This is a genomic window from Nonomuraea bangladeshensis, from assembly GCF_039529455.1.
Classification (GTDB): Bacteria; Actinomycetota; Actinomycetes; order Streptosporangiales; family Streptosporangiaceae; genus Nonomuraea; species Nonomuraea bangladeshensis.
The window spans coordinates 128,803-146,210 of sequence record NZ_BAAAMV010000012.1; the positions used below are offsets into that span (position 1 = coordinate 128,803).

The window sequence follows — 17,408 nt, forward strand, 5'->3', positions numbered from 1 at the left end:
CCCACTTGTTCTCTCTCCCATGATGCCAGAGCGCGCGCCCGCATCCTCCCTCCGCGAACCCCCGGCCACCCGGCCGGAAGGAGCACACCCATGCCCTACGACTCCCCGCCCAGCTTCGGGATCATGACCGCGCCGATGCAGGTCGGCTACCACGACGTCCTGCGGGTCTGGCGCGAGGCGGACACGATCCCGGCGATCGGGCACGCCTGGCTGTTCGACCATCTCCTGCCGATCGCGGGCGACCTGACCGGCCCCGTCCACGAGGGCTGGACCCTGCTCGCCGCCCTCGCCGCGCAGACCCGGCGGTTGCGGCTCGGCCTGATGGTGACCAGCAATCGGTTCCGGCCGCCCGCGCTGCTCGCCAAGATCGCCACGACCGTCGACATCGTCTCCGGCGGACGCCTCGACTTCGGCATCGGCGTCGGCTCGCGCCCCGACCATCCCCTGGCCCGGCGCGAGTACGAGGCCCACGGCCTGCCCTTCCACGACACCGCCCAGGCCGTCGGCAGCCTGGCCGAGGCGTGCACGGTGATCCGGCGGCTGTGGACCGAGGACGAGCCGTTCGACTTCGACGGCGTACACCACCAGCTGAAGGGCGCGTTCGGCAACCCCAAGCCGGTGCAGCGCCCCCACCCGCCCATCCTGGTCGGCGGGCGCTCGGCGGCGACGCTGCGCGTGGCCGCCGAGCACGCCGACCTGTGGAACATCCCCGGCGGCGGCGACATCGCCGACCTCGCGGGCCGCTCGGCCCTGCTGGACCGCTACTGCGCCGAGATCGGCCGCGACCCGGCCGCGATCACCCGCTCGATCCACCTGCCGGTCTCCTACGACCGTCCCGGCCCTACAAGGGACGCGATCGGCGCGGCGGTCGAGGCCGGCTTCCGGCACGTCGTGCTCGGACTGCCCGCCCCCTACCCCGACGGCGTCGCCCGATGGGTCGCCGACGAGCTCATCCCCACCCACTGACCGACTGACGCGAAGGAAGACCGCTCTCATGAGCACGACGGACACGACGACCATCGCCGCCCGGGTCGTCTCGGTGAAACCGGTGGTGCTGCCCGCCCCCGGCCGTGGCGAGGACCTGCGGGTGCGGGTTTCCGCCCCCGCGACCGGAAGGGATCTGCCGGTCGTCGTCCTCTCACACGGCTTCGGCTGGTCGATGGACGGCTACGGGCCGCTGGCCGACCACTGGGCGGCGCACGGGTTCGTGGTCGTCCAGCCCACCCATCTCGACTCGCGGACGCTCGCCCTGCCGCCCGACGATCCCCGTACCCCGCTCATCTGGCGGTGGCGGGTGACGGACCTGACGCACGTACTGGACCGGCTGGACGCCGTCGAGGCCGCCGTTCCCGGCCTCGACGGGCGCCTCGACCGCGACCGGATCGCCGTGGCCGGGCACTCCTGGGGCGGGCAGACGGCGAGCATGCTGCTCGGCGCGCGCGTCCTCGACGCCGCGGGCCGGCCCGGAGAGGATCTGCCCGACCCGCGGGTCAGGGCGGGCGTGCTGCTCGCCACGCCGGGATCGGGCGGGGCCGACCTGACGCCGTTCGCGGCCGAGCACTTCCCCTTCATGAACCCGGACTTCACCCGGATGACCACGCCGGCGCTCGTGGTCGCGGGCGACCAGGACCGGTCGGCGCTGTCGGTACGGGGCCCGGACTGGTTCACCGACCCGTACCGGCTGAGCCCCGGAGGCAAGAGCCTGCTCACCCTGTTCGGGGCGGAGCATTCGCTCGGCGGGATCGTCGGCCCCGGCGCCGCCGAGACCACGGACGAGAGCCCGGCCCGCGTCGCCCTGATCCAGCGGCTCACCACCGCCTACCTCCGCACCGCCCTCGACCCGGGCGACCCCGCCTGGCCCAGCGCGTGCGCGGCCCTGGCGGCGGAGCCGGGCCCGCTCGGGCGGATCGAGACGAGCTGACCGGCTCAGCCCGCCAAGCGCGGCAGGTCCTGCCGCGACTGGTCGGCCAGCATGCGGGCGACGTCGGACACCAGCCCCCGCCGCTCGTACGCGGCCCGCTGCCGCGCCGCGCCCGAGCCGTGCCGGTGCAGCACGTCCAGCCCCTCGTCCATGAGGGGCAGGTCGCCGAGGGCGCGCAACGCGGGCCCGATGTGGTCGATCAGCGTGTCCACCAGCCGCCAGACGGGCAGCGTGCGGCCGGTGAGCTGGTCGACGTTCTCCCCCTCCAGCCCGTCGCGGGCGGCCCGCCAGCTCGCGGCGGCGAGCAGGGTGTGGTCCACGTTCGGTGCGGGCCGGCCCGCCCGTACGTCGCCGAGCGCCGTGGCGGCCAGCGCCCTGACCAGCCCCGTGAGGAGCACCACCTCGGCCACGGTCTGGCAGGTGTCGGCCACCCTGACCTCGATCGCCGGCCGGTCGGAGGAGAGCCTGGCCTGCCACTCGGGGACCACTCCGGTGGCGTGCAGCCCTTCGACCAGCCAGTCGTGGTGCTCGGCGGACCGGAACCAGGGCGGCGGACCGGCGGCGGGATGACGGCTCCTGGCCATCGCGCGCCCGCTCGCGCAGCCGGTGTCCGTGTCGCCGCCGATCGGCGAGTTCACGGTCAGCGCCTGCAGCACGGGCAGCCAGGGCCGCAGATGGTCGACCACCTGGACGGCCTCCTCCCGGTCGTCAACGCCGAGCCACACGTGACAGCCGGCGTCGCCCGGCAGGTCGCCCGACAACGCCGTGCCCGTGGCCGCCACCCCGGCGCCCGCGCCGTCGGCGGCGGCCACCACGACGGCGCGCAGCCGCAGCAACTCCTCCCGCAGGCCCGCCAGCTCGGTGTGCGCGCCGCTGCGGGTCTCGATCTGGAATCCGGTCCGCGCCGTCACCTGGTCCCGTACGGTGCCGCCGACGCGCTCGCGCACGTCGCCGGCGACCGGCGTCACCTTAGCGGTGGCCGGGTCCAGAAGAATGAACCCCTCCTCGACTCCCATGGTCACATCCGTTTCAGCCATGGGACCCCCTCTTCCCCGTACGTGCGCGGCCTTGCGGATCAGTCTCGTGCGGCCGGGCGCGGCGTGCGCGGGAGCGGGAGCGCGGCGACGACCGGCACGACGAAAAAAAGCACCGGCACCGGCAGACGCTCTGAGGAGGAGACCGAGGACGGGAAAGGGGAGAATCCGCTCCTTTCCACTTTCAACCTATAGCGCACCCGGGGGCTTGCGGCAAGACCCCGGTCGTGCAGGACAATCGGCGGCCGAGGCCGAGAACCTGCGAAAACGCCGGAGCGCACTACGTGAATCACCCATCGACCATCAGCGTGTTCGACCTGCCGGAAAGGCTGTCGGCCAAGGCCGACCCGGCGCTGATCGGCCGCGACGAGCAGCACTTCGCGGCCGTTGCCGGGGCCCTGGAGCAGACGGTCGCCGAGTTGTCGGACCGTCTCGACGCCATGCGCAGGGCCCCGGGCGGCGCGGGCCGGGCGGCGCTGGACCGGGACCTGGAGGTCCACCGGCTGAGCGCCCGCCTGCGTACGCTGCGCCGCTTCGGGCTCGACCTGTGTCTCGGCCGCATGGTCGGGGCGGACGGGGCCGAACCTGTCTATGTCGGGCGGCTGGGCCTGACCGACAGGGAAGGCCGGCGACTGCTGCTGGACTGGCGGTCCCCTGCGGCCGAGCCGTTCTTCGGCGCCACCCACGCCAACCCGATGGGCCTGGCCAGCCGCCGCCGCTACCGCTGGACCCGTGGCCGGATCAGCGACTACTGGGACGAGGTGTTCACCGCGGACGGGCTCGACGGGCACGCCGCGCTGGACGACCAGTCGGCCTTCATCGCCGGCCTGGGCGGCAGCCGCTCGCCGCGGATGCGGGACGTGCTCGCCACCATCCAGGCCGACCAGGACGCCGTCATCCGGGCCAGCTCGCGCGGCGCGCTGGTCGTGGACGGCGGTCCGGGCACCGGCAAGACCGTCGTCGCCCTGCACCGCTCGGCGTACCTGCTCTACGCCGACCCGCGGCTCGGCCACAACCGGGGCGGCGTGCTGTTCGTCGGGCCGCACCAGCCGTACCTCGCGTACGTCGCCGACGTGCTGCCCAGTCTCGGCGAGGAGGGCGTGCAGACCTGCACCCTGCGCGACCTCGTGCCCGAGGGCGCGACGGCGGCGGCCGAGAGCGACCCCGAGGTGGCCCGGCTGAAGGCGTCCGCGGACCTGGTGAAGGCGATCGAGCCGGCCGTCAGGTTCTACGAGAACCCGCCCGCGAAGGGCATGACGGTCACCACCGAGTGGTCCGACGTCCGGCTCGGTCCCGACGACTGGGCCGAGGCGTTCGCGGCGCCGGAGCCCGGCACCCCGCACAACGAGGCGCGCGACCGCATCTGGGAGGAACTGGTCGAGATCATCGTCGGCAAGCACGACGACGAGGACGTCCCCGCCGACCTGGTCCGCAGGTCGCTGCTGCGCGACCGGGAGCTGCTGACGGCCTTCAACCGCGCCTGGCCGGTGATCGAGCCGGCCGACCTCGTCGGCGACCTGTGGTCGGTGCCCGCGTACCTGCGGCTGTGCGCTCCCTGGCTCGCCAAGGAGGAGATCAGGCGGTTGCAGCGTGCCGACCCGCAGGCGTGGACCGTGTCGGACCTGCCGCTGCTGGACGCGGCCCGGCAGCGGCTCGGCGACCCGGAGTCGTCCCGGCGCAGGCGCAGGCAGGAGGCCGCCGCCGCGGCGGAGCGCGAGCGCATGGCCGGCGTGGTCGACAACCTGCTCCAGGCCGACGACGACGGCGAGGCGGCGGTGACGATGCTGCACGGCGCGGACCTCCGGGAGGCCCTGGTGGACGAGGGCGCGCTGCCCGCCGCCGAACCCGACCGGCTGGCCGGCCCGTTCGCGCACATCGTGGTGGACGAGGCCCAGGAGCTGACCGACGCGGAGTGGCAGATGCTGCTGCTGCGCTGCCCGTCGCGGAGCTTCACCGTGGTCGGGGACCGCGCCCAGGCCAGGCACGGGTTCACCGAGTCGTGGCGGGAGCGGCTGGAACGGGTCGGGCTGGACCGGATCACCCTCGCCTCGCTCACCGTCAACTACCGGACGCCGGAGGAGATCATGGCGGAGGCCGAGCCGGTCATCCGGGCCGCGCTCCCCGACGCCAACGTGCCGACGTCCATCCGCGCCGGCGGCGTGCCCGTGCGGCACGGGTCGGTGGCGGAGCTGGACACGATCGTGGACGGGTGGCTCACCGAGCACCCCGAGGGGGTCGCCTGCGTGATCGGCGACCCGGCGTTCGAGGCGCGGCCCCGGGTCCGGTCGCTGACGCCGCAGCTCGCGAAGGGGCTGGAGTTCGACCTGGTGGTCCTCGTCGATCCTGAGCGGTTCGGCGAGGGCGTCGAAGGGGCGGTGGACCGCTACGTCGCGATGACCCGCGCGACCCAGCGGCTCGCCGTCCTCACCAGCTCCTGATCCGGCGTCACCACGGCACTGTGACAGGGGTCACAGTGCCGTGGTGTCACAACGGGGCCGCGGGCGGTGTCACATGCGTGGCACTTTCGACGGCGAGCGGGCAGGAGCGACCATGAGCACAGGCGGCGAGCACCGGCTGGACGCGGCGACCGAGGCGTTCGTCACGCACCGGAACCTGCTGTTCACCGTCGCCTACGAGCTGCTCGGCTCGGCGGCCGACGCCGAGGACGTCCTGCAGGAGACCTGGATGCGGTGGGCGGGCGTGGACCTCAGCACCGTACGGGACCGGCGCGCCTACCTGGTGCGGATCGCCACCAGGCAGGCGCTCGGCCGGCTGCGCACGCTCGGCCGGCGCAGGGAGTCCTACGTCGGACCCTGGCTGCCCGAGCCGCTGCTGACCTCGCCGGACGTGGCCGAGGACGTCGAGCTGGCCGACAGCGTCTCGACCGCGATGCTGCTGGTGCTGGAGACGCTGCAGCCGGCCGAGCGGGCGGTGTTCGTGCTGCGCGAGGTGTTCGCCGTGGACTACGACGAGATCGCCGAGACCGTCGGCAAGACCCCGGCCGCGGTCCGGCAGATCGCGCACCGGGCGCGGGCCCACGTCGCCGCGCGGCGGCCGCGCGGCAGCGCCTCCCCCGCCGAGATCAGGAACGCGCTGGCGGCCTTCCAGGGGGCGGTCGAGACCGGCGACCTGCGAGGGCTGCTCGACATCCTCGCCCCGGACGTGGTCATGCTCGGCGACGGCGGCGGGGTCGCCAAGGCCGCGCTGACCCCCTTGGTCGGGCCCGACCAGGTGGCGGCGCTGGTGGCCAGGCTGCGCACGCCCGGCGCGCCGGCCGTGCTGGAGCAGGCGCAGATCAACGGCCATCCGGCGCTGATCTTCCGGATCGACGGCGCGATCAGCACCGTTCTCACGGTACGGATCGACGACGGCCTCATCACCGGCCTCTACGCCGTGCGCAACCCCGAGAAGCTGTCGCACGTCGAGCGGGAGACCCCGGTCAGCCGATGAGGGCTCAGGCCAGGGTGGCGCCGCCGTCGACGGTGATGACCTGGCCGGTGACGTAGGTGTTCGCCATGAGGAACAGGGCGGAGGCGGCGGCCTCCTCCGCGGTGCCGACGCGGCCCAGCGGCATGCCCGCCCCGGCGGCGGCGACTCCCTCGTCGGAGTCCATGCCCGGGATCGAGCGCAGGAGCGGGGTGTCGATCATGCCGAAGCGTACGGCGTTCACGCGCTGACGGGCCGGGGCGAGCTCCACGGCGAGGGCTCTGGTCAGGGTCTCCACGGCGCCGGCGACCGACAGCGGCGCGCTCATCCCGGGCCTGGGGCGGACGACGAGCGTTCCCGAGCTGAACGTGAGCGAGCCTCCGGCGGGCAGGTGGGCCGCGGCCGCGCGGGCGGCGGCGAACACGGGCCAGAGGCGGGTGTCGAGGAGCGCGCCGAGGCCGTCGCGCGACACCCCGCTCACGGGGCCCGCGCCGGCCATGCCGCCCGCGGTGACGAGGACGTGGTCGGTGCGCCCGGCCCGGTCGAAGGCCTCGTCGAGGGTGCGCTCGTCGCCGCCGTCGCCGGCGACGGCCACCACGGCGTCGTCGGGGTCCTCGTCCCGGCCCGCCTCGCGTACCCGGGCGACGGCGGCCTTCAGCCGGCCGGGGTCGCGTCCGACCAGGACGACGCGCGCGCCGACGGAACGCAGCAGGACGCCGGCCGCGAGGCCGATGCCCGAGCTCGCGCCGATGAGGACGGCGGTGGCGCCGGCGAGGCCGGTGGGCAGCGGGGAGCGTACGGGGGCGGGTGCGGTGGTGCCAGTGGACATGGGATGCCTTCCTGGATGGCGAGAAATAAACCATCTGGTTGTTTTATTTCCGGTCCCGATCCTGCCGCTTGCGAGGGAGTGAGTCAACCCGATGGTTTAATTCGTCCATGGCCTATGACGCGGAGGACACCAAGCGGCGCATCTTCGCGGCCGCCACCGCCGAGTTCGCCGAGCACGGGCTGGCGGGGGCCAGGGTCGACCGGATCGCCGCCGCCGCCAAGGCCAACAAGCAGGCCATCTACCTCTACTACGGCGGCAAGGAGAAGCTCTTCGCCGCCGTCCTGCGGGCGAAGCTGGAGGAGGTCCACGTCGCGATCTCCATCGACCCCGACGCGGTGGCCGACTCCGTCGGGCAGATCTTCGACTGGCACCAGCAACATCCCGAGCTGATCCGGCTGCTGCTGTGGGAGGCGCTGGAGACGCGTGACGGCGGGCTCGGCGCGAGCGAGACGGAGCGGCGCGTCGCGTTCCGGGAGAAGGTGTGCGGCCTCGCCGACAGCGTGGCCCCTCACCTGCCCGAGCAGGAACGCGTACGGGCCGCGCAGGACCTGCTCTTCACCATCATGGGGCTCATCTCCTGGAACTTCGCGGTGCCCGGGATGTGCCGGATGATGCTGGGCGAGGAGAGCGACCAGGCGGCGCTGGCCCGCCGCCGCGAAGCGGTGATCGCCGCCGCTCGCCGGCTCGCCACCGCCCCCGTCGCTCCTTGACTGGCGGGCCGCCAGGGTTGGGCGCTCTGGCGTAGCACTTGAGCATATACTTGTAATAAGACATGTTTATGCAGAAAGGCATACGCCATGGATCGTCCCATCGGCTACTGGCTCAAGCACCTCGACCGGCTCATCGAGGCCGAGGCCGAACGGGTCCTCGACGAGGAGCGCCTCACGCGCCGGCACTGGCAGGTGCTGAACGTGCTCCGCCAGGCCCCGCAGACCGCGAGCGGCCTCCGGGAGACACTGCGCCCCTTCTGGCAGCCCGGCGCGATCACGCCGGAGGACGTCACCGGCGAGCTGACCCGGCGCGGCTGGCTCACCGAGGACGCCGAGGGCCGCCACGCCCTCACACCGGAGGGCCTGACCGGGCACGCCGCCGTCCAGGAGAAGGTGCACGGCATCCGCTCGGCGTTCCTCACGGGACTCACCGAGGAGGAGTACGCCGGCACCGTACGCACGCTCCAGCGGATGGCCGCCAACCTGGAGGGCCGGGGCGGCGTCACAGCAGGCGGCGCTGGACCACGTCGGCGATGACGGCCCGTACGACCTTCTCGACAGCCTCCGGATCCGGCGCGGCGCCGTCACGGTCGGCGAAGAGCAGGTGCCCCGCGCCGACGAGGGAGAGCGCGAGCGCGTCCACCTCGGCGTCGGCGGCGATCCGCCCCATGGCGCGCTCCTCGCCGAGGTAGCCGCCGATCATGGCGGCGGCCTCGGCGAGGACCGGGACACCGGCCTCCGGGCGGTCCTGGCGCAGCCGGGCGCGCAGCTCGTCGCGGAAGATGACGAGGCCGACGATCGACACCGCGACCGGGTCGAACAGCTGGATCAGCGCGGCAGTGAGGTTGCCGGCGACGGTGCCGCGCCCGGCGGCCGCGCGCAGGGCGGCGGCCTCGGCGGCGAGCCGGCGCACGCGCTCGCGCACCAGGTCGGCGAGGAAGGCGTCGAAGTCGGCGAAGTGCCGGTGCAGGACGCCCTTGGCGACGCCGGCCTCGTCGGTGACGGCCCGGCTGGTCAGCCCGGTCGCGCCGTCCCTGAGCAGGACCCGCTCCGCGGCGTCGAACAACTGCTGCCGCACATCGCGGAGCGCCACTCCCGTCGGCATCGCCCGTTCTCCCTCTCGCACGCTCGACAAGTGGGCGAGCGCCCACTATGGTGGGCGCATGCCCACTTTAACTCAGGGAACCCCGCAGGAGCCTCATGAGGCCCGGCAGACGGCCGAATCGTTCGGAGTGGACGCCGAACGCTACGACCGCGCCCGCCCCGCCTACCCGGACGCCCTGATCCAGCGGATCATAGCCGCGAGCCCCGGCCCCGACCTCCTCGACGTCGGCTGCGGCACCGGCATCGAGGCCCGGCAGTTCCTCGCGGCCGGCCGCACGGTGCTCGGCGTCGAACCGGACGCGCGGATGGCCGCGTTCGCCCGCGGCACCGGCGTCGAGGTCGAGGTGGCGACGTTCGAGGACTGGGACGCCGCCGGGCGGACGTTCGACGCGGTCGTGGCCGGCCAGTCCTGGCACTGGGTGGACCCGGTCGCGGGCCCGGCCAAGGCCGCGCGGGTGCTGCGCCCCGGCGGCCTGCTCGCCGCGTTCGCCCACGTGTACGACGCGCCGCCGCCGATCGCGGAGGCGCTCGCCGGCGCGCTGCGCCGCGTGCTGCCCGGCGCACCGGCCGTCGCCGGCCCGCCGAAGGCCGCCCAGGACGTCTACCGGCAGATGTTCGAGAGGTTCGCCGACGGCATCCGGCAGGCGGGCGCGTTCGGCGAGCCCGAGCTGTGGCGGTTCGACGGGGAACGCCACTACACCCGCGCCGAATGGCTCGACCTGCTGCCCACCACCGGCGGTCTCACCCGGCTCCGGCCGGACGACCTGGCCCGGGTGCTGGAGGACGTCGGAGCCGCCGTGGACGCGGTCGGCGGCGGCTTCACCACGGCCTTCACCACGCTGGCCGTCGCCGCGACACTCTGGTCCTGAGCGGCGACCTGCGCGTTTCCTGTGCGCATTCTGGCAGCTCTGACCTGCGAAGACGTGATGCGCACGGATCGCCGGGCCGGGTTCTCTCCCAGGTAGGCGTCCTAGGGTGAGGCCCATCCATCCGGCCTGACGATCAAGGAGCATTCGCGCGCATGTCCGTCTCTTCTCTCGAAACCACCGTCGGCGACGACGTGCGACGGGTGCGCGGCAACGACTACCGGGTCCTCCAGCCGCCCGAGGACTTCGTGCCCGAGCTGCGGGTGAGCGTGATCATCCCGGCGTACGGCGCGCAGCACAAGCTGGATCTGGTGCTGCGGGGGCTGGCGCGGCAGACGTACCCGGCGGAGCTGACGGAGATCATCGTCGTGGACAACGGCAGCTCGCCGCCGCTGCGCCTGCCCGGGGACTCGGCCGCCCGCCTCATCCGCTGCGACCGGCCGGGCCGGGCCGCCGCCCGCAACGCCGGCCTCGCCGAGGCCACCGGCGACGTCATCCACTGGCTCGACTCCGACGTGGTGCTCACGCCGGGCGCGATCGAGGCGCACATGCGCTGGCACCACGCCGCCCCCTACCTCTCGGTCACCGGGTACATCCGCTTCACCTCCGCCCCACTGCCCGACACGCTGCCGGAGGACCTGGAGGCGGCGTTCGAGCCGGCCCTGCCGCACGCCTGGCTGGTCGGGCTGGTCGAGCGCACCGACGGCCTCACCGCCAACCCGGTGCGGCCGTTCAGCCTGCACGTCGGCGGGGCCACGTCGGTCAGCGCCCGTCTGATCGAGGCGGCCGGCCCCATGGACGAGGACCTGGTCCTCGGCCAGGACACCGAGATGGGCTACCGGCTGGCGCAGGCGGGGGCGGTGTTCGTGCCCGAGCCGCGGGCCCGCGCCTACCACCTCGGCCCGACCATGCGGATGCGCGAGCAGCAGCGCGTCGACCGGGTCAGCCACGCCTTCGTCGCCGACCGCATCCCCGCCTACCAGTGGCTGCGTACGCATCCGGCGCGACGGTGGAAGGTGCCGTACGTGACCGCGGTCCTGGACGGCACGGCCGGCTACGAGGCCGTCCGCACCGCCGTGGACGCCCTGCTCGCCTCCACGGTCGCGGACCTGTCGGTGGTGCTGGTCGGCCCCTGGGACAGGCTCGACCGCGACCGCCGCGCCCCGCTCAAGGACCCCGACCTGGATCTGGTCCTGGTGCACGGCCACTACGAGCACGAACCCCGGGTACGCCTGGCGACCGCCGCCGAGGTGGACCCGTCGGTCCCGTTCGTGCTGCGCCTGCCCGCCGGTTGGGCGCCGGGCGAGGACGGCGTGGCCAAGCTGCTCGACCTGGCCCGCGCCGAAGGGCTCGGCCTGGTCCAGGTGCTGCTGCGGGAGTCACCCGAGGGCGTGGTCGCGGCCCGGCTGGAACGGGTGTCCGCCTTCGCCCGCGCCCGGCTCGTGGTCCGGCCCGGCGAGGACCTGGACGACGCCGTGGCGGACGTCTCCGGCGTGCGGTGGGTGACGGGCGAGGCGTACGGGTTCACCGAGGGGCCGGTCGAGCCGCTGGGGCGACGGGCGGCGTACCAGGCCAGGGTGCGGGCCGAGGCGGAGGCGGCGCGGCTGGCCGGCGAGGCCGAACGGCTGCGCGGCCAGGTCGCCAAGTGGCGTGACGAGGCGGCGCGCTGGCGCAGGAGCACGGTGGAACTGCGCCGTGAGGTGGGCGCGCTGCGCCGCGAGGTGCACGCGGCGCAGCGCGACCGCCGGCTCGACCAGCAGCGCGGCATGCGCGCCGTCCTGTCCAGGAGGATGCGCCGCGCGCTGGGCCGCAGGTCGCGCGGCTGACTCCCGCTGGAGCGGTCGCCGGCCGCGCGGCTGATCTCAGCAGTCGCCGGCCGCGCGGGCGTAGTCGGCCATTCCTCCGGCGAATTCGTAGAGGATGACCGGTTCGTCGCCCACCACCCAGACGTCATGCCCAGGTGAGCAGACGAAGATGTCGCCCGGTCCCGCCTCTGCCTCCGCGCCGTCGTCCATGTGCCACCGCATCCGGCCCTGGACGACGAACCCTTGGTGACGGACCTGGCAGGAGCTGGTCCCCACGATCTGCTTGACCGACTCCGACCAGCGCCAGCCGGGCTCGAACGTGGCCACGGCGAAGCTCAGCCCGGACAGACTGCACAATTCCAGATGTCCCTTCGGGAAGTCGCGGCGCTCGTCGGGCTTCTCGATGCTCTTGACCTCGATCATGATGCCTCCTTCCGTCCCTTCCAGTCTTTCATCGGCAAACTCCCGTACGGGGAAGGACCTGGGCAAATAGCGGTCACATGCGGGCCTCGCGCCGCAGCAGCGCCGCCAGCGTCTCCGGGTCGGCCCCGGCGACGCCCTTGGCCGCGAACCAGGTGGCCATGTTGCGCGCGTCGCGGTCCAGGAACGACGGCCCGGCCGGATGCGCGACCACGTCCACGATCTGGGGCAGGTCGATGATGACCAGCCTGCCGTCGCGGACCAGCACGTTGTACGGGGACAGGTCGCCGTGCGCCAGCCCCTCCCCCGCCAGCGTCACCATCGCCTCGACGAGCTGCTTCCACAGGTCGTCGAGGCCCTCGGAGACCTGGGCCAGGCGCGGCGCCGCGTAGCCGTCGGGCGTCCCGACGAACTCCTGCAGGATCTCCGTGCCGAGGATCTGCACCGGGTACGGCACCGGCACCCCCAGCTCCCACAGCCGGCACAACGCCCCGAACTCCGCCACCGCCCACTGCGTCGCGATCATCTGCTTGCCGAACGCGGTGCGGTTGGCCATGGCGCGGTTCGTCCGGCTCTCGCGGGTCGTGCGGCCCTCCAGATAGCCGGAGTCGCGGTGGAACAGGCGGTGCTCGGCCGACCGGTAGCGCTTGGCCGCCAGCAGGCAGACCCGGTCGGTGCCCGGCACGCCCCGCGAGATCAGGTGGACGTCGGCCTCCTTGCCGGTCTTCAGGATGCCGTGCTCGGTGTCGACGGCGGCCAGCTCGGTGACCAGCCAGCCGGGGTACGGGCGCGGCCCCTTCTCCGTGGGCGTGCTCTGGTCCCAGGTGGACCAGCGATCACCCTCGGGAGGGCCGTCGTCGGACGCCGTCTCGGGCGTGCTCTCCAGCCAGGCGATGTCGTCGGCGTCGAGGGCGTGCTTGCCACGGCGGCGGTGTTGCGAGTGCTTCGGCACGGTGGGAATGCTCCAGATGTGAGGCCCACCGGGGTGCCGATCGAGTCAGGTCAGCGGCGGACGCCCGGCGGGAAGGTGTGGGGACGCGGAAAACGGCACGCGAACAGTCGTCGTCACGGTCTCACCCTCCCTTCGACAGGCGATCAGCTTCGCCCGCAGTATTCCGCAGCCGCCGCTTCTCCGGCAACGCATTTAACGAGCACCGGCGACCGGTTCCTCCTCGCCCTCGTGAACCCGGCCGCGAGCGGCCGGACCGCCGTGGCGGAGCTGGTCGTGCAGGCGGGCGCAGGCGCGGGCGAACCGGCTCCTGCCGCCCGCCGTCGCGTACGCCGACACCTCCGGGATCGGGCCGCGTGCCCCCGCCCAGGCCGCGACGTCCGCCGCCAGGGTCACGGCCTCGGTGTGCTCGACCCGCGCCCGTTCGCCGGGGGCGGGCAGCAGCGCGGGCAGCAGGCGGGTGAGCAGCCGCCAGACGGCTTCGTACGCGCCCTGCCGCGCGGCGTCGGCGAGCACGACCACGATCGGCCGCTGCTGGTAGTGCGGTGTGCGTCGGAGCAGCAGCGCCACCTGCGCGCCCACCTCCTCGGCCGGCAGGTCGCCCCTGGCGGCCATGCGCACCAGCAGGGCCGCCGCCTCTGGCTCCGCCCTGGCGACCTGGCAGGCGAGGACCAGCGCCATCGCCTCCCCTGCGGGCCCGTCCGCGTCGGCGAGGTTCCGCACCCACCGCGCGGCCACCCCGGGATGGAGGATGTCGGGCAGGTAGTCGGCGGCGACGATCTCGCGGTGCGAGGGCAGGAGCGACGGCCACCAGCTGAGAAGGCCGCGGGACCGGAACCAGCTCCAGCGGGTCCGGGTGGTCAGCAGCTCGTCGAGCGCTTCGTGGCCGGTCGGCTCGGCGCGCAGCACCGGCCGCAGCCGGATCTGGTAGGGCCGCTCGGCCGGCTCGTGCTCGTCGAACAAACGGTCGGTGGCGCCGTCGAGGTAGGACCACCGTACGTGCGTCTCCGGGTCGCGCAGCCCGCCCTCGGCCAGCCAGCGCGCGGCGGTCGCGGCGGCCGGCGAGCCGATCCGCGCGGCCTGCCCGGCCGCCTCGGGGTGGCGGCCGCGGGGCAGCCGCAGCAGCGCCTGCGCCAGGTCGGCGGGCAGCGGCGCGGCGCCCACGGCGGCGCACTCCGCCAGCCGCTCCACCAGGACGGCGGGGTCCAGGTGGCCGGTGGTCAGGGTGGGGGTGGCCAGCAGCACGGGCGGCAGCGTGCCGGCCCGCAGCGCGCGGTGGATCTCGTCGAGCCGGCGCAGCAGGAACAGGTGGGGCGGCGCGACCTCGTCCGCCGGGGGCAGGCTCGGCTGACTCCTGGCCCCCAGCCCAGCCGACGGCCCGCTCATCGGCCCGGCCATCGACCCGCCCAGCGCTCCGGTCAGCGGCCCGCCCAGCGGTCCGGCCAGCGGTTCGAGGATCCATCCAACCGCCGGTCCGCCCCTCGATCCGTCCATTCGTCCGGCCGACGGGTGGAGGCCGAGCAGCCGCACGGCGCCGCTCCACGCCGCTTCCAGCAGCTCCCCGATGGTCTGCTCCAGCCCGCCGGCGGCCTGCTCCGGCGCGCCGACGGCCCGCTCCGGCCTGGCGAAGACGGACGCCGGCTCCGGGTCGGCGGAGGCGGACGTCGGCTCCGGACCGGCGGAGGCGGACGCCGGCTCCGGCTCCGGGTCCGGCTCCGGGTCCGGCTCCGGGTCCGGCTCCGGGTCCGTCACCTGCGCGGCCAGGGCGCCGATCCAGTCGCTGACTTCGACCCAGGACTCCTGGGAATGCACCTGCGGGTGGCCGCCGCCGAACTGCCCGGCCAGCGTGCGCCGCAGCCCCTCCCGATCGGTGGCGGCCCGCCGGACGAACGCCGCCAGCCACCGCTCCCCGTCCACCCACGTGTGCACGCTCTCCCACACGTCCAGCGTCGGCTCGGGGAACGGCTCGGGCGCGGCGGGCGCGGGCAGCGGCGGCGGCGTGAACGCCTCGGGCTGCTCCTCCCGCGCCGCCTCGCCGCCGAACCGGCCGGCCACCCGCACCCCCAGCGCCTCGGGAAGCAGCGGCACCGCCTCGGCGAGAACCTGGCCGGCCGGGGCGAGGGCGGCGGCACGCTTGAGCGCGATCCTGGCGGCCCGTCCCTGAACCTCGTAGGAGGCGTGCCCGAACGCCGTGGCCAGGGCGGCGGCCAGCTCGGCTGCGTACGGATGCCCGGTCGCGCCGTCGGTCTCCCCCTCGACGAGGCGCAGGCCGCCCAGGGCGAGCTTGGACTCCGCGCGGAAGGTGAGCGCGCCGGCCGCCTCGGCCGTGTCGGCCGGCTCCAGCGAGCCACCGCGGCGGAGCTGGCCGAGGGCCAGCTCGGCGACCGGGCCGGGCGCGACGGGCAGCAGCCGCAGGTAGTCGCGGGTGCGGGCGGCGGCCTCCTGCGGCGTAGGGTCGAGCATTTCGTGCAGCCGGACGAAAAAGCGCAGGCTGATGCTGTCGCCGCCGCGCAGGAAGCGGCGCAGGCAGCCGTCCAGCAGCTCCACCCGCGACACCCGGCCGGCCGCGAGCAGCCGCCCGATCAGGGACAGCCAGGGGGTGGGGGCGGGGTGAGGCGCTCCTCGCGCAGCTCGCGGCCCACGCCCTCGGCCTCGAAGATCCGCGGCAGCAGCGGGCCGAGCAGCGGGTCGTCGTCGGCCGGGCGGGTGCGCAGCCAGGCGGTCACGAGCGGGTCGTGCTCGGGCGGCGTGGCTCCGGTGGCCCGTAGCACGGCCAGCGCCAGCGGGACGCCGCGGTCGTCCGGCGTGCGGATCTTCCTCACGAGACGGGCGGCCACGTCGGCCTGCCAGCCGGCCGGGCGCGTGGCGAGCACCCGGGCCAGCTCATCCAGCCTCGGCCACGGGTCGGCGAACTCGCGCCGGGTCAGCCAGGCGGCCGTCGCGGCGGGGCCGGACAGCACGCCGGCTCCCACGATCCGCAGCAGCTCCCCGTAGCCGCCGAAGCCGCGCAGCTCGTCGCGCAGGTCGGGCAGGTGCCGGGCGGTCTCGGCCCGCTCGGCGTCGGACAGGGCGATCACGAGGTCGGCCAGGCCGCGCGCGTCGCGGGCGACGGCGCGCTCGCGAATCCGCGCGCAAGAAGGGGGGCACGTCATGGCAGCACCCTAGAGATGATCTCCGACAATCCGCGTCCGCGCCGTCAGCAGGTCGTGGGGCAGAACGTGACCTCGGGGTAGCGCGCGGACGGCTGGTCCAGGAGGGGCTGCCGCTCGCCCTTCAGGTGCCGGTCGAGGAAGGCCGCCACGTAGGTGCGGGTGAGCTCGGCGGCGCGCGCCGCGGGCAGGACGCCGGAGGCGGGCGTGACGCCGAGAGCGCTGGACAGCACCGGGCCGTCGGTGAAGGACTGGTGCTCCGCGCCCGCCAGCACGAGCCAGCGTTTCCACCCGGTCAGCAGCTTCCAGTCGCGTTCCCACGAGGTGTCGCGGCCGCCCGGGACGTGCTGCGGCGAGCCCAGGAACAGGAACGGCCGGGAGAGCCCGCCCTTGGGGATGCGGGCGTAGGTGGTGCCGTCCATGTCGATCCCGGCGCGTACGCGGGAGTCCTTCACCATGGTCGCCAGGGCGCCGGCCCCGCCGATCGACTGCCCGACCATGGCGATCCGGGACCGGTCGATCCGGTCGGCGCCATCCCATTTCGCCGGCAACTGGTCGAGCACGAAGGAGACGTCGGCCGCCCGTACCGCGACCAGCCCCGCGCCGAAGCCCGGGTCGCTGTCGCTGTCGCAGGCGAGGCATTCCGCGACCCGCCCGCCGGGGAGGGTGGTGGCGTGGCTCTCGTAGGTGTGGTCGATGCCGGCCACGACGTACCCGCGGCTGGCCAGGTCCTCGGCCAGGGAGGTGAGCGTGCTCATCGGCTTGGTGAAGCCCGGGGAGAGCACCACGAGCGGCCGTTTCCCGCCCGTGGGTGCGGCGTCCGCGACGGCGTTGGTGGGCGTCATGCTGAGCGTGTCGTCCGGCACGCCCGCGACGCCCAGCCCGCGCAGGGTGAGCTCCGACTCCTTCGGCGTCATGTACGCCGCCCGCCGCCCGTCCCGCTGCTCGGTCGGGTACCACAGCGTGACCTTGAGCTCCCTGGCGTCGGCGTCGAGGTTCCAGGGGTCGGGGCGGGAGGCGTCCTTCAGGTACAGGGCGGTGGTGCCGACCCGGTGGGCGCCGGTGGGGGCGGGCAGGGTGGCGGGGCCGGCCGGCGTGGCCGACGGGACGGCGGACCGGGGCGGCGTGGGCGCGGAGCAGGCGGACGCGGCCAGGACGACCAGTCCCGCGGCGGCTGCGAGGATCTGTCTCATCG

The 17,408-nt window shown here is 74.5% G+C and carries 16 protein-coding genes; 8 read left to right on the plus strand and 8 right to left on the minus strand.

Features of this window, described 5'->3' with window-relative positions; genetic code table 11:
• Nucleotides 1-90 precede the first annotated feature (90 nt).
• Both ABD292_RS37885 and ABD292_RS37890 read left to right on the plus strand, forming a co-directional pair.
• Nucleotides 91-966, plus strand: a complete 876-nt coding sequence (locus ABD292_RS37885) for an LLM class flavin-dependent oxidoreductase (protein WP_344216161.1) — start codon at nucleotides 91-93, stop codon at nucleotides 964-966.
• A gap of 28 nt (nucleotides 967-994) precedes the next feature.
• Complete coding sequence (locus ABD292_RS37890) at nucleotides 995-1,921, plus strand: alpha/beta hydrolase family protein (protein ID WP_344216163.1); 927 nt, start codon at nucleotides 995-997, stop codon at nucleotides 1,919-1,921.
• Between the two features lie 5 nt (nucleotides 1,922-1,926).
• On the opposite strand, the gene ABD292_RS37895 is transcribed toward ABD292_RS37890, so the two are convergent.
• A complete protein-coding gene (locus ABD292_RS37895) occupies nucleotides 1,927-2,958 on the minus strand; it encodes a carboxylate-amine ligase (RefSeq protein ID WP_344216165.1) in 1,032 nt (343 codons plus the stop codon).
• A 281-nt stretch (nucleotides 2,959-3,239) separates the two neighbouring features.
• Here ABD292_RS37895 and helR point away from each other — a divergent pair, with 281 nt between their 5' ends.
• Together helR and ABD292_RS37905 are read left to right on the plus strand one after the other, a co-directional pair.
• On the plus strand, nucleotides 3,240-5,393 hold the full coding sequence (helR, locus tag ABD292_RS37900; protein ID WP_344216167.1) for an RNA polymerase recycling motor ATPase HelR: 2,154 nt from the start codon (nucleotides 3,240-3,242) through the stop codon (nucleotides 5,391-5,393).
• Nucleotides 5,394-5,505: 112 nt separating this feature from the next.
• On the plus strand, nucleotides 5,506-6,405 hold the full coding sequence (locus ABD292_RS37905; protein ID WP_344216169.1) for an RNA polymerase sigma-70 factor: 900 nt from the start codon (nucleotides 5,506-5,508) through the stop codon (nucleotides 6,403-6,405).
• 4 nt (nucleotides 6,406-6,409) lie between these two features.
• Here ABD292_RS37905 and ABD292_RS37910 read toward each other — a convergent pair whose 3' ends face one another.
• Complete coding sequence (locus ABD292_RS37910) at nucleotides 6,410-7,210, minus strand: SDR family NAD(P)-dependent oxidoreductase (protein ID WP_344216171.1); 801 nt, start codon at nucleotides 7,208-7,210, stop codon at nucleotides 6,410-6,412.
• Between the two features lie 107 nt (nucleotides 7,211-7,317).
• Between ABD292_RS37910 and ABD292_RS37915 the strand changes: the two genes are divergently transcribed.
• Together ABD292_RS37915 and ABD292_RS37920 are read left to right on the plus strand one after the other, a co-directional pair.
• Nucleotides 7,318-7,920, plus strand: coding sequence for a TetR/AcrR family transcriptional regulator (locus tag ABD292_RS37915; protein WP_344216173.1), 603 nt, complete (start codon nucleotides 7,318-7,320; stop codon nucleotides 7,918-7,920).
• A gap of 87 nt (nucleotides 7,921-8,007) precedes the next feature.
• Complete coding sequence (locus tag ABD292_RS37920; protein WP_344216175.1) at nucleotides 8,008-8,457, plus strand: MarR family winged helix-turn-helix transcriptional regulator; 450 nt, start codon at nucleotides 8,008-8,010, stop codon at nucleotides 8,455-8,457.
• Here the strand turns inward: ABD292_RS37920 and ABD292_RS37925 are convergent.
• Complete coding sequence (locus ABD292_RS37925) at nucleotides 8,423-9,025, minus strand: TetR/AcrR family transcriptional regulator (RefSeq protein WP_344216177.1); 603 nt, start codon at nucleotides 9,023-9,025, stop codon at nucleotides 8,423-8,425. The two genes, ABD292_RS37920 and ABD292_RS37925, sit on opposite strands and share 35 nt — an antisense overlap.
• A gap of 58 nt (nucleotides 9,026-9,083) precedes the next feature.
• On the opposite strand from ABD292_RS37925, the gene ABD292_RS37930 reads away from it, so the two are divergent.
• Both ABD292_RS37930 and ABD292_RS37935 read left to right on the plus strand, forming a co-directional pair.
• Nucleotides 9,084-9,893 carry a class I SAM-dependent methyltransferase gene (locus tag ABD292_RS37930; protein ID WP_344216179.1) on the plus strand — a complete coding sequence of 270 codons (810 nt, stop codon included), beginning with the start codon at nucleotides 9,084-9,086 and terminating at the stop codon, nucleotides 9,891-9,893.
• Nucleotides 9,894-10,045: 152 nt separating this feature from the next.
• Nucleotides 10,046-11,716: a glycosyltransferase gene (locus tag ABD292_RS37935; protein ID WP_344216181.1), complete on the plus strand. Its 1,671-nt coding sequence runs from the start codon at nucleotides 10,046-10,048 to the stop codon at nucleotides 11,714-11,716.
• 36 nt (nucleotides 11,717-11,752) lie between these two features.
• Here ABD292_RS37935 and ABD292_RS37940 read toward each other — a convergent pair whose 3' ends face one another.
• The 5 genes from ABD292_RS37940 to ABD292_RS37960 form a co-directional block, all read right to left on the minus strand.
• Nucleotides 11,753-12,118, minus strand: coding sequence for a cupin domain-containing protein (locus ABD292_RS37940; protein ID WP_329577080.1), 366 nt, complete (start codon nucleotides 12,116-12,118; stop codon nucleotides 11,753-11,755).
• Between the two features lie 73 nt (nucleotides 12,119-12,191).
• Nucleotides 12,192-13,067 (minus strand): serine protein kinase RIO, encoded by an 876-nt coding sequence (locus tag ABD292_RS37945; protein ID WP_344216186.1) that lies wholly within the window; start codon nucleotides 13,065-13,067, stop codon nucleotides 12,192-12,194.
• A 192-nt stretch (nucleotides 13,068-13,259) separates the two neighbouring features.
• The gene (locus ABD292_RS37950; RefSeq protein WP_344216188.1) at nucleotides 13,260-15,611 is read right to left on the minus strand and encodes a DUF7824 domain-containing protein; all 2,352 of its coding nucleotides are present in this window, start codon (nucleotides 15,609-15,611) and stop codon (nucleotides 13,260-13,262) included.
• 35 nt (nucleotides 15,612-15,646) lie between these two features.
• Complete coding sequence (locus ABD292_RS37955) at nucleotides 15,647-16,216, minus strand: hypothetical protein (protein WP_344216190.1); 570 nt, start codon at nucleotides 16,214-16,216, stop codon at nucleotides 15,647-15,649.
• 44 nt (nucleotides 16,217-16,260) lie between these two features.
• Nucleotides 16,261-17,406 (minus strand): alpha/beta hydrolase family protein, encoded by a 1,146-nt coding sequence (locus ABD292_RS37960; protein ID WP_344216192.1) that lies wholly within the window; start codon nucleotides 17,404-17,406, stop codon nucleotides 16,261-16,263.
• Between the last annotated feature and the right edge of the window lie 2 nt (nucleotides 17,407-17,408).

What these genes read in the sequence shown, in the direction of transcription:
- ABD292_RS37885 (WP_344216161.1), top strand. Translation starts at nt 91, where the DNA reads ATGCCCTACGACTCCCCGCCCAGCTTCGGGATCATGACCGCGCCGATG.
- ABD292_RS37890 (WP_344216163.1), top strand. Translation starts at nt 995, where the DNA reads ATGAGCACGACGGACACGACGACCATCGCCGCCCGGGTCGTCTCGGTG.
- ABD292_RS37895 (WP_344216165.1), bottom strand. Translation starts at nt 2,958, where the DNA reads ATGGCTGAAACGGATGTGACCATGGGAGTCGAGGAGGGGTTCATTCTT.
- ABD292_RS37905 (WP_344216169.1), top strand. Translation starts at nt 5,506, where the DNA reads ATGAGCACAGGCGGCGAGCACCGGCTGGACGCGGCGACCGAGGCGTTC.
- ABD292_RS37910 (WP_344216171.1), bottom strand. Translation starts at nt 7,210, where the DNA reads ATGTCCACTGGCACCACCGCACCCGCCCCCGTACGCTCCCCGCTGCCC.
- ABD292_RS37915 (WP_344216173.1), top strand. Translation starts at nt 7,318, where the DNA reads ATGGCCTATGACGCGGAGGACACCAAGCGGCGCATCTTCGCGGCCGCC.
- ABD292_RS37920 (WP_344216175.1), top strand. Translation starts at nt 8,008, where the DNA reads ATGGATCGTCCCATCGGCTACTGGCTCAAGCACCTCGACCGGCTCATC.
- ABD292_RS37925 (WP_344216177.1), bottom strand. Translation starts at nt 9,025, where the DNA reads ATGCCGACGGGAGTGGCGCTCCGCGATGTGCGGCAGCAGTTGTTCGAC.
- ABD292_RS37930 (WP_344216179.1), top strand. Translation starts at nt 9,084, where the DNA reads ATGCCCACTTTAACTCAGGGAACCCCGCAGGAGCCTCATGAGGCCCGG.
- ABD292_RS37935 (WP_344216181.1), top strand. Translation starts at nt 10,046, where the DNA reads ATGTCCGTCTCTTCTCTCGAAACCACCGTCGGCGACGACGTGCGACGG.
- ABD292_RS37940 (WP_329577080.1), bottom strand. Translation starts at nt 12,118, where the DNA reads ATGATCGAGGTCAAGAGCATCGAGAAGCCCGACGAGCGCCGCGACTTC.
- ABD292_RS37955 (WP_344216190.1), bottom strand. Translation starts at nt 16,216, where the DNA reads ATGACGTGCCCCCCTTCTTGCGCGCGGATTCGCGAGCGCGCCGTCGCC.
- ABD292_RS37960 (WP_344216192.1), bottom strand. Translation starts at nt 17,406, where the DNA reads ATGAGACAGATCCTCGCAGCCGCCGCGGGACTGGTCGTCCTGGCCGCG.